The following is a 12,100-nucleotide window of genomic DNA, read 5'->3' on the forward strand; positions in this document are numbered from 1 at the left end:
GGGGAGATTGGCAGCTTCAACGCCAGCGCGGCTCAAACCGCCGGCGGGTTGAGGCGGGCGAAGCCTTCCTGGCGGCGATAGGGAAAGTACGGGTAGGGCGCGGTGACTTCGCTTGCGGCATCGAGTTTCTTCAACTGCTCCGGCGTCAGCGTCCAGCCGACGGCGCCGAGGTTCTGGCGCAGCTGCTCTTCATTGCGGGCGCCGATGATGACGGAGGAAACGGTCGGGCGCCGCAGCAGCCAGTTGATGGCGATCTGCGGAACCGTCTTGCCGGTTTCCTGCGCCACCGCGTCGAGCTCATCCATGACCCGATAGAGATGCTCGTCCCCGACCGGCGGCCCGAAATCAGCCGTCTCGTGCAGCCTGCTCTTTTCCGGCAGAGGCTGGCCACGGCGGATCTTGCCGGTCAGGCGGCCCCAGCCGAGCGGGCTCCAGACCAGCGCGCCGACGCCCTGGTCGAGGCCAAGCGGCATCAGTTCCCATTCGTAATCGCGGCCGAGCAGCGAATAGTAGACCTGATGCGCGGCGTAGCGGGGATAGCCGTGCTTCTCCGCCAAGCCGAGCGACTTCATCACTTGCCAGCCGGAGAAGTTGGAGGCGCCGACATAGCGCAGCTTGCCCGAGCGAACGAGGTCATCCAGCGTCGACAGCACCTCATCGATCGGCGTGCCGGCATCGAAGGCGTGCAGTTGTAGAAGGTCGATATAGTCGGTGCCGAGGCGCTTCAGCGCGGCGTCGACCGACTTGATCAACCGCGAGCGCGAGGAGCCGTAGTCGCCCGGCCCGTCGCCCATCGGCAGCGCTGTCTTGGTCGAGATTAGCACCGCATCGCGACGGCCCTTGATCGCTTCGCCGAGCACCTCCTCCGAGGCGCCGTTCGAATAGACGTCCGCCGTGTCGAACAGGTTGACGCCGGCCTCGAGACAGATGTCGATCAGCCGCCGCGCTTCCTGCGCATCGCTGTTGCCCCAGGCGCCGAACAGCGGGCCGGAGCCGCCGAAGGTGCCCGCGCCGAATGAAAGCGCCGGGACTTTCAGGCCCGATGCGCCGAGACGTCGATAGTCCATTTTCTTGCTCCTGGTGGTTTGTGAAGAGGTCGAGAGGATTCGGGTGCCGGCTGGCGTCACGACCGGACGGAGACAGGCGCACCTGATGTGGTGCCACCATCAAGGTGCAGCGCCAGTCCAGCCACGGCGAGCGCCGCGAGCGGCAGCAGGGCGGCGACCCAGGTGAGCGAACCCAGTCCAAGGCCATGGGCGATGACCGCGCCGCCAAGCCAGGCGCCGGCCGCATTGCCGAGATTGAAGGCGGCGATGTTGAACGATGAGGCCAGGCTCTGGCCGGCGCCTTGCGCCTTTTCCAGCACCCACATCTGCAGCGGCGCCACTGTGGCGAAGGCGGCGGCGCCGAGCAGGCCGACATAGATCACGGCCATGACCTGGCTGTGGATGGCGAAGCTCATCGTGGCAAGCACCAGCGCCAGCACCACGAGGCTGCCGAGCACCGCCGGCACCAGCCAGCGATCGGCGATCTTGCCGCCGGCGAGATTGCCGGCGATGAGGCCGCCGCCAAAGACGAGCAGGATCGGCGATACAGCGGCTTCGCTGAAGCCGCTGATCTCGGTGAGCAACGGGGCGATGTAGGTGAAGACGGCGAAGACGCCGGCATAGCCGAGCACCGTGGTGGCGAGGCCGAGCAGGACGGGCGTGCGGCGCAGAACGGCGAGATCGGCGCGCAGATCGCTCTTCTCGGGCGCTGCCTGGCCGCGCGGCACCAGGGCGAGGATGACGGCGAAGGCCGCCAGGCCGACGGCGGTCACCGCCCAGAAGGTCGCACGCCAGCCAAAGGCTTGGCCGAGCCAGGTGCCGAAGGGCACGCCTAGGATGTTGGCGATGGTCAGGCCGGTGAACATCAGCGCGATCGCCGAAGCCTTCCTGTTGGGCGCGACCAGACCAGTGGCGACGACCGAGCCGACGCCAAAGAAGGTGCCGTGGGCGAAGGCGGTGATGATGCGGGCACCCATCAGCGTCCAGTAATCGGGCGCCAGCGCACAAGCGAGGTTGCCAATCGTGAAGATCGCCATCAGCGCCAGCAGCACGGTTTTGCGCGGCCAGTTGCCCGTGGCAATGGTCAACAAGGGTGCACCGATGACGACACCGAGCGCATAGGCAGAGATCAATTGGCCGGCGGCGGAGATCGACACGCCGAGGTCTTTGCTGACATCGATAAGCAGGCCCATGATGACGAATTCGGTAACACCGATGCCAAAAGCACCGGCGGCGAGGGCATAAAGAGCAAGAGGCATGGCGATGGTCCCATCTGTCGGCGAAGGACGCTCAGTCCGCGCCCCGGCCCTGAAGATCATGATCCGCGATGTTGTGAACCAGACTTGCCCAAGGCACACTTCTTGTGAAATAGATTCACAGATGGCTAGGCCCGACATCAACCGTTCCGGCGAGATCGAAGTCTTCGTGCGCGTCGTCGAGGCGGGTAGTTTTTCGGCCGCGGCGCGGCGGCTGCGGATGACGCCATCGGCGGTGAGCAAGCTGATAGCACGGCTCGAAACCCGGCTTGGGGCGCGGCTTGTCAGCCGCTCGACGCGCAAGCTCCAGCTCACGCCGGAAGGGACGGCGTTCTACGACAGCGGCGTGCGCGTGCTCGCCGACATGGATAAGGCCGAGCGTGAAGCGGCGGCAGGAGCCGCGCCGCGCGGCAGGCTGAGAGTTAACAGCTACGTGCCGTTCGGCCAACACCGGCTGATGGAACTGCTGCCGCGCTTTCTGGAGCGCTATCCCGAAATTTTCGTCGAGGCTGTGCTGACCGACAGCGTGGTCGACCTGCTGGAAGAGCGGGCCGATGTCGCGATCCGCGCCGGGCCGCTGCGCGAATCGAGGCTGGTGGCGCGCAAGCTCGGTCAAAGCCGAATGGTGGTGGTCGCGGCACCTTCCTATCTCGAAGCACATGGCACGCCGCGCACGCTGTCCGATCTCGGGCGTCACAACATGCTCGCCTTCAGTTTCGCGCGGCATATCGACGGCTGGCCTTTTATCGATCCGGCAGGCGCGCCGGTGATCACCCCGGTTGTCGGAAACCTGGCATTGACCGATGGCGAGGCGATGCGCCAAACGACCGTCGCCGGGGCCGGCATTGCCCGACTGGCGCGCTGGCATGTCGAACCCGACATTGCCGCCGGCCGGCTGGTGCCGCTGCTGGAACATTTCAACCCCGGCGACGAAGAGCCGACGCATGCCGTCTATGTCGGCCAGGGCAAACACCTGCCGGCACGTGTGCGGGCCTTTCTCGACTTTCTTGTCGAGACCGTTCGGCTGTAATCAACGCCGCGCGTCGATGAGACGCGCGGCGTTGAAGGACCGATTTGCCAGCGGTACGCGCTATGCCTTCGGCACGAAAGGCCCCGGACGACGGCCGGCGCCCTGGCGTTCGACCATCCAGCTGGGATATTCGGCGGGCAGTGCGCTCACTTCGTCAAGCCTGGCGAGATCGTCGGCATCGAGCTTGAGGCTGGTGGCGGCAAGGTTCTGCTCGAGCTGGTCCATGCGGCTGGCGCCGATGATCACGCTCATCACGAAAGGCTTTGCCAGGACATAGCCGAGCGCCACGGTCGCGACGCCGACATCATGCTTCTCGGCGACCTCCCGCATGACGGCGACCGCCGCCCAGGCGCGGTCCTCGTTGACCGGCGGGAAGTTGAAGGACGCGCGGCGGCCCTCGCCATTGCCCGGCGCGCCGGGCCCATATTTGCCGGACAGCAGCCCGCCAGCCATCGGCGACCACACCATCAGGCCGAGCTTCTCCTCGTTGATCAGCGGCACGATCTCGCGTTCGAGGTCGCGGCCGGCGATCGAATAATAGGACTGGACGGTCTCGAAGCGGGCAAAGCCCTTGCGGTCGGCGATGCCGAGCGCCTTGGCGATGCGCCAGGCCTGCCAGTTGGAGACGCCGACATAGCGGACCTTGCCGCTGGAGACGAGATCATCAAGTGCCCGCAGCGTCTCGTCGATCGGCGTCACCGCATCGGTGCCGTGCAACTGATAGAGATCGATATGGTCGAGCTGCAGCCGCTCCAAGCTGGCGTCGACCGAATCCATGATATGGCCGCGCGAGGAGCCGCGCTGGTTTGGTCCCTCACCCATGGCGCCGTGGACCTTGGTGGCGATGACCACGTTTGACCGGGTAACACCGAGATCCCTAAGCGACTGACCAAGCAGGCGTTCGGACTCGCCGACGGAATAGACGTCGGCCGTGTCGAAGAAGTTGACGCCGGCGGCGATCGAGCGGCCGACGATCTCGTTGACGCCCTTCTGGTCGAGGCTGGCGATCAGGCCCCATTGGGCGTTCTGGCCGGCGGCGCCGAAGGTCATGGTGCCGAGGCAAAGTTCGGAGACGAATAGCCCCGTGTTTCCAAGCTGATTGTAACGCATCGTGAGACTCCAGGAGGATGTGCGGTGACATCAAGGCAAATAGGAACGGCACGTTTCGTTTCAAGCGCTGGCATAATGGTGCTTCTGGATCAGGCCCAGCGATATGCACGGCAAGCTGGAAATTCGGACTACCGGCTTCCAAAAATCGCCGAACCGACCCTGACGCTGGTGGCGCCAAAGGCGATCGCGGTCTCGAAGTCGCCGGACATGCCCATCGACAGTTTGGCGACCCCGGCTTCCTTGCCGAGTTTCTCCAACAAGGCGAAGTGGGGGCCGGGGTTCTCGTCCGCCGGCGGGATGCACATCAGGCCTTCGATGCCGAGGCCGTGCACTTCCCGGCAGCGTCTGACGAAGGCGACCGCCTCGCTCGGTTCGATCCCGGCTTTCTGCGGTTCGGAACCGGTGTTCACCTGGACATAGAGTTTTGGCGCGCGGCCTTGCCGGACAATTTCCTTGGCGAGCTCCGCGGCGATCTTGTCGCGGTCGACCGTCTCGATGACCTCGAACAGCGCCACCGCTTCCCTCGCCTTGTTCGACTGCAGCGGACCGATCAGGTGCAGTTCGATGCCAGGGAAAGCTTCCTTCAGGTCAGGCCATTTGCCTTGCGCTTCCTGCACGCGGTTTTCGCCGAAGACGCGCTGGCCGGCCTCGATGACCGGGCCTATGTCGGCGGCGTCGAAGGTCTTGGAGACTGCCACCAGCGTCACCGCGCCGGCTTTACGGCCGGCCTCCCGCTCGGCGGCGGCGATCTTCGCCTTGACCGCGAAAAACTGCTGAACGGTGTCGCCCATATGCAAATCCCGCTGTTTTGACCCGCGTTTTTGTCAGCCGCCATGCCCATATGGTTGACGGGTTTGCCAAACCATGGTGAACACCCGGACCACATTTCATGAACTGCCGGGCTCTTGCCCGCAGTCCGTATGCTTTTAAGTGAAAAACGTCCCATGGCAACCGAACGATACAACCCGCGCGCGTCAGAACCCAAATGGCAGAAGGCCTGGGCCGAGAAGAAGCTTTTCGAAGCGCACAATGACGATCCGCGTCCGAAATACTACGTGCTGGAAATGTTCCCCTATCCGTCGGGGCGCATCCATATCGGCCATACCCGCAATTACACGATGGGCGACGTGGTGGCCCGCTACAAGCGCGCCAAGGGTTTCAACGTGCTGCATCCGATGGGCTGGGATGCCTTCGGCATGCCGGCTGAGAACGCCGCGATGCAGAACAAGGTGCATCCCAAGGAATGGACCTACCAGAACATCGCCGCCATGCGCGAGCAGCTCAAGGTAATGGGCCTGTCGCTGGACTGGGCGCGCGAATTCGCCACCTGCGACGTCGATTACTACCACCGCCAGCAGATGCTGTTCCTCGACTTCGTCGAGAAGGGGCTGGTGACGCGCAAATCCTCCAAGGTCAACTGGGATCCGGAGGACATGACGGTGCTCGCCAACGAGCAGGTCATCGACGGGCGCGGCTGGCGCTCCGGTGCGCTGGTTGAACAGCGCGAGCTGACGCAATGGTTCTTCAAGATCACCGACTTTGCCCAGGATTTGCTGGATTCATTGGACGGTCTCGACGAGTGGCCCGAAAAAGTGAAGCTGATGCAGCAGAACTGGATCGGCCGTTCGGAAGGCCTGCTGATCCGCTGGCCGCTGGCCTCGGAAATCGCCGGCGAGCATGAGCTGGAAGTCTACACGACAAGGCCGGACACCATTTTCGGCGCCTCGTTCATGGCAATCGCCGCCGATCACCCGCTGGCCAAGAAGGCCGCGGCGACCAATCCGGCCCTGGCGAAGTTCATCGACGAAGTGCGCCATATGGGCACTTCGGTGGCGGCGCTCGAGACGGCCGAGAAGAAGGGCTTCGACACCGGCATCCGCGTCGTCCATCCCTTCGACGACAGTTGGACGCTGCCTGTCTACGTCGCCAATTTCGTGCTGATGGACTACGGCACCGGCGCCATCTTCGGCTGCCCGGCGCATGACCAGCGCGACCTCGACTTCGCCAACAAATACGGCCTGCCGGTGGTGCCGGTGGTGATGCCTGACGGTGCCGATGCCAAGACGTTCCAGATCGTCGACGAGGCCTATGTCGACGATGGCGCGATGATCAATTCGCGGTTCCTCGACGGCATGGCGCCGGACAGCGCTTTCGATGAAGTCGCCAGGCTGCTGGAGCAAAAGACCATCGGCAACCGGCCAATGGCCGAGCGCAAGGTGAATTTCCGCCTGCGCGACTGGGGCATTTCGCGCCAGCGCTACTGGGGCTGCCCGATCCCGATGATCCATTGCGAGGATTGCGGCGTGGTGCCGGTGCCGAAGGCCGATCTGCCGGTCAAGCTGCCCGACGATGTCGATTTCGACCGGCCAGGCAATCCGCTCGACCGTCACCCGACCTGGCGGCATGTGAAGTGCCCGCAATGCGGCAAGGACGCGCGGCGCGAAACCGACACGATGGACACGTTCGTGGATTCGTCCTGGTATTTCGCCCGCTTCACCGCGCCCTGGGCGCATGAACCGACCGATCCCAAGGCAGCGAACGAGTGGCTGGCGGTCGACCAATATATTGGCGGCATCGAGCATGCGATCCTGCATTTGCTCTATTCGCGTTTCTTCACCCGCGCCATGCGCGAGACCGGCCATGTTGCCCTGGCCGAGCCGTTCAAAGGCCTGTTCACGCAAGGCATGGTGGTTCACGAAACCTACCGTGTCGGCTCGGCGTCGAATGGGCGCTGGCTGGCGCCGACCGAGGTTCGTCTGGAGGACGTCGACGGCAAGCGCCGCGCCATCGACGTCGCCACCGGCGAGGCGGTCACCATCGGCCCGCTCGAGAAGATGTCGAAGTCGAAGAAGAACACGGTGAGCCCGGAAGACATCACCGATGGCTACGGCGCCGACACGGCGCGCTGGTTCATGCTGTCGGATTCGCCGCCCGAGCGCGACGTCGAGTGGACCGACGACGGTGCCGCCGGCGCGCATCGCTTCATGCAGCGCATCTGGCGGCTGGTGTCGACGGCGGCCGAGACGTTGGCAGGGGTCACGCCCAAGGCGGCCGATGACGGCGAGGCCGGGGCGGTTTCCAAGGCCGCGCACAAGATCCTGAAGGCGGTTGGCGAAGACATCGAGAAGCTCGCCTTCAACCGCGCCATTGCTCGCATCTATGAACTTGCCAACGCGTTGACAGCCCCGCTCAACGAAGTGGCGGAAGGCAAGGCCGTTCCGGCGCTGAAAAGCGCCTGCCGCGAGGCGGTCGAGATCATGGTGCATCTGATCGCGCCCGTGATGCCGCACCTGGCCGAAGAGTGCTGGGAGACGCTGGGCGGCGTCGATCTGGTGGCCGAACGGCCGTGGCCGGTCTTCGATCCGGCACTGGTCGTCGACAACGAAGTCACCTATCCGGTGCAGGTCAACGGCAAGAAGCGGGGGGATTTGACAATTGCCCGCGACGCGGACCAAGGTGCGGTCGAAAAAGCGGTCTTGGCTCTCGACTTCGTGCAGAAAGCACTTGAAGGTAAGGCTCCGCGCAAGGTGATCATCGTGCCGCAGAGGATCGTCAATGTCGTTGCCTGATCGGGAAAAGACAGAGCTGGGCCGTCTGCTGCGCCGCATCGCGCTTGCCGGCCTCGTCGGTTCGCTGGCGCTCATTTCGGCCTGCCAGGTGCGGCCGCTCTATTCGAGCGCGCCGTTGTCGACGGGCTCGACCGCCAATGCCGAGATGGCATCGATCGCGGTCAAGCCGGTCCGGACGCGCTATGCCCAGCAGGTGCGTAACAATCTGATCTTCGGGTTCGGGCGCGGCGCCGGCGAGCCCGCCTCGCCGCTTTATTCGCTCGACCTCGGCGTGACCGAAGGCGTTGAATCCTCGGCGCTGGTACAGAATGGAACCGATCAGGACGAGCCGACCGCCGGTTCGGTGACGCTGACCGCGGGCTACACGCTGACCGATGTGAAAACCGGCGCGGTGATCGCCGTCGGCAAGCGGGCGATCACCTCGTCCTTCGACAGGCCGCGTCAGGAGTTTGCCTCCTACCGGGCGCAGATCGACGCCGAGAACCGCGCCGCGCGCGAACTTGCTGAAGCCCTGCAACTGTCGATCGCCCAAGATCTGGCCCGGCACGGCAAGGCGGCCAGCTAGCGCGTTCGCCGTCTCAAAAGAGGGCCGAACGCCCTCTCTCATTCTCTAGATATCCTGATCCTGTGTCCGGCGATGGAAACGCGCCGGCAGCCGGGCTTTTGGCGCCATGTGAATGCTGCCGGGGTTTTCACGTGACCAAGGTTCGCTCCGCTTTTCCAGCCCAGCGCTTCGCCGCGAAAGATGCGTCTCGATCGCTCCAGCGACGCTGACGGGAAGCAACTGTTAACCACTCGCTCCCTATTGCTCGGCAGTCGTTTCACAGTGAGTCTTGAGCATGGAAGCCAGGCGTTTTTCTCGGATCAATTCGTTGCACACAGCTGCGCCCGATGACCCCCAAGGAGAGCGTTCCGGCGGCCCGCGCGGCAAGGTCGATGTCCGCCAGTCCGGCGCTTCTTTCCCGCAGGGTGGCGACACCGAAAGCCCGGCATGGCAAGAGTATTTTTTCCTTGCACCCAATGTGCGTTTTACACGCACGCCGGACTATGAGCCAAAGCACCGCCAACCGCAGGACGACGTTGCCGAGCAGGACGCACGGCAGGCGCTCCCGACACAGCAGGTCGGCCCTGGCGCCGTCATGCATCGCGGACCGGCACCGGCCGGGCCCGCTCAGCCGGCGCGTAGCGGGGAGACGGCGCAAGGCGTTGCGCCGGCGGCTCTAAAGGTGCCAGCAACGGCAGCCACGCGGCCGGCGCCCGTTGTCGGGAATGGCGCGCCGGTCAAAGCAGCCCCCGCTGAAAAAGCCCGGCGGCCCTATCTTTCGGATCATGCCTTCTTCGAGGGCTTGGCGCCGCTTCTGGTCGACGTGACGCCGGCCCGCCAAGTCAGCCCGGTCCCGCGTGCACCGGTCCCGGCTCCGCCGGTTGCCACCGCGCGGGCCGATGTCTCCGGACCGGCGATGGCCGATGTCACCGCCTTGTTCCGTGTCATCGAATGGCTTCCTGGCCAGGTTCCACCTGCCCTGCCGGACGTCTTTCCGGCCAACTCCAACAAGGTGGTGGTCGAGCCGGCCGTCCCGGCGGGCAGAGCCGCCCGGCTGGGTCGGACAACGGCCGCGACGGCGCCTGCCGCAGCCAGCGCCGCCCCGGCGCCACTTTTGCAACGCGTGGAGGAAACCGTTCCCGCCGTGCGTTCGCCGTCGCTGCCCATGGCCGGAAAGGTTGTGCAGCCGGTGACGGGCGAAGGCTACGCGCTTCCCTCGGAGGAGCTGCTGCAGCAGCCGCCGGAAGGGCAGGGCTTCTACATGTCGCAGGAGCGGCTTGAGCAGAATGCCGATCTCCTGGAAAGCGTGCTGGAGGATTTCGGCGTGCGCGGCGAAATCATCCATGTTCGCCCCGGCCCGGTCGTTACCCTCTATGAGTTCGAGCCGGCGCCGGGCGTCAAATCCTCCCGCGTGATTGGTCTTGCCGACGATATCGCCCGCTCCATGTCGGCGGTCTCGGCGCGCGTCGCCGTGGTGCCCGGCCGTAACGTCATCGGCATCGAGCTGCCGAACGAGACACGCGAGACCGTCTATTTCCGTGAACTGATCGAATCGCAGGGCTTCCGCAAGACCAGCTGCAAGCTGGCGCTTTGCCTTGGCAAGACGATCGGCGGCGAACCTGTCATCGCCGAGCTGGCGAAAATGCCGCATCTGCTCGTCGCCGGCACCACCGGATCCGGCAAGTCGGTCGCCATCAACACCATGATCCTGTCGCTGCTCTACCGGTTGAAGCCGGAAGAATGCCGGCTGATCATGGTCGACCCGAAGATGCTCGAGCTGTCAGTTTACGACGGTATCCCGCACCTTCTGACGCCCGTCGTCACCGATCCCAAGAAGGCGGTTACCGCGCTCAAATGGGCGGTGCGCGAGATGGAAGACCGCTATCGCAAGATGGCGCGGCTCGGCGTGCGCAACATCGACGGCTACAATGAGCGTGCCGCCACTGCCCGCGACAAGGGCGAGACGGTCGTCATGACCGTGCAGGCCGGCTTCGAGAAGGGCACCGGCGAGCCGCTGTTCGAACAGCAGGAGATCGACCTCGCGCCGATGCCCTACATCGTCGTCATCGTCGACGAGATGGCCGACCTGATGATGGTCGCCGGCAAGGAGATCGAAGGCGCCATCCAGCGCCTGGCGCAGATGGCGCGCGCCGCCGGGATCCACCTGATCATGGCAACGCAGCGGCCTTCCGTCGACGTCATCACAGGCACGATCAAGGCCAACTTCCCGACCCGCATCTCCTTCCAGGTCACCTCCAAGATCGACAGCCGCACCATTTTGGGCGAGCAGGGTGCCGAGCAACTGCTCGGCCAGGGCGACATGCTGCACATGATGGGCGGCGGGCGCATCGCCCGCGTGCACGGCCCCTTTGTGTCCGACGCCGAGGTCGAGCATGTCGTGGCGCATTTGAAGGCGCAGGGCCGCCCCGAATATCTGGAGACCGTAACGGCCGACGAGGATGAAGAGGAAGAGGAAGACGACCAGGGAGCGGTCTTCGACAAGGGAGCCGTTGCCGCCGAGGACGGCGATTCCAGCTATGACGAGGCGGTCAAGGTGGTGTTGCGCGACAAGAAATGTTCGACGTCCTACATCCAGCGCCGCCTTGGCATCGGCTACAACCGCGCCGCTTCACTGGTCGAGCGGATGGAGAAGGAGGGTCTGGTCGGCGCACCGAACCATGTCGGCAAGCGCGAGATCATGGCGGGCAAGCGCCCGCCGGCAACCATACCTGGGGATGACGGCACGGATCGATCGGCCCCTTGATCCGCAACGCATAAAAAGGCCGGTTGCCCGGCCTTTTTCGTATCGGGCATAAGCTCGCTCAGCCGATTTTCTGGCCGGTCTTTGCCCAGTCGGCGAGGAAGGCGGCAAGGCCCTTGTCGGTCAGCGGGTGATTGACCAGCGCCTTCAGGGTCGCGGGTGGCGCGGTGACGATATCGGCGCCGATGAGCGCCGCCTGCTTCACGTGGTTCACTGTGCGCACGGAAGCGGTCAGGATCTCGGTCTGGAAATCGTAATTGTCGTAGATCTGACGGATCTCCTGGATCACTTCCATGCCGTCAGAGCCGGTATCGTCGATGCGGCCGACGAAGGGCGAGATGAAGGAGGCGCCTGCCTTGGCGGCGAGCAGCGCCTGGTTGGCCGAGAAGCACAGCGTGACGTTGACCATGCGGTTCATCTCGGTGCGGATCGTCTTGCAGGCCTTCAATCCGTCCAGCGTCAACGGCACCTTGATGGCGACATTCGGTGCGATCTTGGCCAGCACCTCGGCCTCGGCCATCATCTGCTTGTATTCGGTCGCCACGACTTCCGCGGAAACCGGGCCTTCGACGATGTCGCAGATCTGCTTGGTGACCTCGGCGATTTTGCCGCCCGATTTCAGGATCAGCGACGGGTTGGTGGTGACGCCGTCGAGCAACCCCAGATCGATCAGTTCACGGATTTCCTTGATATCGGCTGTGTCGGCAAAAAATTTCATGGCGGTCTCCTGACGATTTCGTGGCGCCTGCGAAGGCACGTTCAGCGTTGCCCTTTGATCTAGAGC

9 protein-coding genes are annotated in these 12,100 nt (G+C 64.5%); 4 read left to right on the forward strand and 5 right to left on the reverse strand.

Annotated features, from left to right (window positions below):
- Positions 1-32 precede the first annotated feature (32 nt).
- Positions 33-1,067, reverse strand: coding sequence for an aldo/keto reductase (locus FJ543_RS08435; RefSeq protein ID WP_140874682.1), 1,035 nt, complete (start codon positions 1,065-1,067; stop codon positions 33-35).
- Positions 1,068-1,123: 56 nt separating this feature from the next.
- On the reverse strand, positions 1,124-2,305 hold the full coding sequence (locus FJ543_RS08440) for an MFS transporter (RefSeq protein ID WP_140719877.1): 1,182 nt from the start codon (positions 2,303-2,305) through the stop codon (positions 1,124-1,126).
- A gap of 121 nt (positions 2,306-2,426) precedes the next feature.
- Between FJ543_RS08440 and FJ543_RS08445 the strand changes: the two genes are divergently transcribed.
- Complete coding sequence (locus FJ543_RS08445) at positions 2,427-3,332, forward strand: LysR family transcriptional regulator (protein ID WP_140874684.1); 906 nt, start codon at positions 2,427-2,429, stop codon at positions 3,330-3,332.
- A gap of 60 nt (positions 3,333-3,392) precedes the next feature.
- On the opposite strand, the gene FJ543_RS08450 is transcribed toward FJ543_RS08445, so the two are convergent.
- Positions 3,393-4,442: an aldo/keto reductase gene (locus tag FJ543_RS08450; protein WP_140874685.1), complete on the reverse strand. Its 1,050-nt coding sequence runs from the start codon at positions 4,440-4,442 to the stop codon at positions 3,393-3,395.
- A gap of 128 nt (positions 4,443-4,570) precedes the next feature.
- Positions 4,571-5,233 carry a YggS family pyridoxal phosphate-dependent enzyme gene (locus FJ543_RS08455; protein ID WP_140712415.1) on the reverse strand — a complete coding sequence of 221 codons (663 nt, stop codon included), beginning with the start codon at positions 5,231-5,233 and terminating at the stop codon, positions 4,571-4,573.
- A 153-nt stretch (positions 5,234-5,386) separates the two neighbouring features.
- On the opposite strand from FJ543_RS08455, the gene leuS reads away from it, so the two are divergent.
- The 3 genes from leuS to FJ543_RS08470 all read left to right on the forward strand — a co-directional run bounded on the left by leuS (position 5,387) and on the right by FJ543_RS08470 (position 11,319).
- Positions 5,387-8,011 carry a leucine--tRNA ligase gene (gene leuS / locus FJ543_RS08460; protein WP_140874687.1) on the forward strand — a complete coding sequence of 875 codons (2,625 nt, stop codon included), beginning with the start codon at positions 5,387-5,389 and terminating at the stop codon, positions 8,009-8,011.
- The gene (lptE, locus tag FJ543_RS08465) at positions 7,998-8,576 is read left to right on the forward strand and encodes an LPS assembly lipoprotein LptE (RefSeq protein WP_140874689.1); all 579 of its coding nucleotides are present in this window, start codon (positions 7,998-8,000) and stop codon (positions 8,574-8,576) included. The genes leuS and lptE overlap by 14 nt, the downstream gene beginning before the upstream one ends.
- 274 nt (positions 8,577-8,850) lie before the next feature.
- Entirely contained in the window at positions 8,851-11,319 is a 2,469-nt protein-coding gene (locus tag FJ543_RS08470; protein WP_140874691.1) for a DNA translocase FtsK, read from the forward strand.
- A 58-nt stretch (positions 11,320-11,377) separates the two neighbouring features.
- Here the strand turns inward: FJ543_RS08470 and fsa are convergent, their stop codons facing one another.
- A complete protein-coding gene (gene fsa, locus FJ543_RS08475; protein WP_015315164.1) occupies positions 11,378-12,034 on the reverse strand; it encodes a fructose-6-phosphate aldolase in 657 nt (218 codons plus the stop codon).
- Positions 12,035-12,100 lie beyond the last annotated feature (66 nt).

The organism is Mesorhizobium sp. B2-5-7 (assembly GCF_006440875.1).
In the GTDB taxonomy this organism is placed as follows: domain Bacteria; phylum Pseudomonadota; class Alphaproteobacteria; order Rhizobiales; family Rhizobiaceae; genus Mesorhizobium; species Mesorhizobium australicum.